Raw genomic sequence first — 943 nt, forward strand, 5'->3', positions numbered from 1 at the left:
GGGCCCCCTGTTAACGCCTGGTGTAGAGCAGGGGCCCCCTATTAACAGCCGCATCCCAGCGGAGTCCGCGCTACGGCGGGCAAGCTCGCGGAGCGCGGCCGAGGCGGGGCGAGCAGATATGGGGTGGCGGGTGCGGGCGGCAGGACGTCTGTGGGTGAGATGCGTGCTGGCCGGCACCCTTCCGGGTGCCGGCCAACGGTCGATCAGCGGTTGATCAGCGGTCGGTCAGGCTATCGGCGTGGTCAGTTGTTCCAGTGCTGGGTGACCAGGTCGGCGGCCTGCTGTTCCCACTGGGCGTAGTGGTCGGGGTACGCCGAGACCTGCACGGTCTGCGCGGCCTGGGTCAGCGGCATGTCCTGCCAGCCGTCGACCTGCTTCAAACCCTCCAGGAACGCGGTGGTGGAGTACTCGGGGTCGGTGATCTGCTCGACCGTGCCCCAACCACTGGACGGACGCTGCTGGAACAGACCCTGCGAGTCGTGGTCGTTGCGGTCACCCAGGTGACCCAGGTTCTCCAGCTTCGACTCCTGCAACGCGGTGGCGATGGAGACGACCGCGGCGCGCTCGTCCATGCCGGCCTTCTTCGTCGCGGCGATGATCGCCTTGACGTTGGCGGTCTGCTCGGCGTCCAGATCGATCCGCGACTGCTCGCCCTGCACACCATGCGGGACCAGCCTGCTGGTGTCGGGCTTGTCGGCCTGCACCGCCGCGGCCGTGACGGCGCCGGTGCCGGTATCGGTGGTGTCGGTGGCGTGGTTCAGCGGACCCGCCGCCAGACCACCGGCAACAGCCAGACCAGCGATACCCAGCACGCTCTGTCCCGCACCGGGTTTGATGGAGACATCGAAACCTGGGAGGAACACCAGCGATGCCCGCACCGAAGAAGTACAACGATGAGCTGCGTGAGCGTGCGACCCGGTTGGCGGTCGAGGCCCGCCGGGAC

Annotated in this window: 1 protein-coding gene; it reads right to left on the reverse strand. The window is 68.3% G+C overall.

Features of this window, described 5'->3' with window-relative positions:
* Positions 1–242: 242 nt before the first annotated feature.
* A complete protein-coding gene (locus C1I93_RS30720) occupies positions 243–836 on the reverse strand; it encodes a hypothetical protein (RefSeq protein WP_111246714.1) in 594 nt (197 codons plus the stop codon).
* Positions 837–943 lie beyond the last annotated feature (107 nt).

Origin of the sequence: Micromonospora endophytica (genome assembly GCF_003236305.1) — a bacterium.
Taxonomy (GTDB): Bacteria; Actinomycetota; Actinomycetes; order Mycobacteriales; family Micromonosporaceae; genus Micromonospora; species Micromonospora endophytica.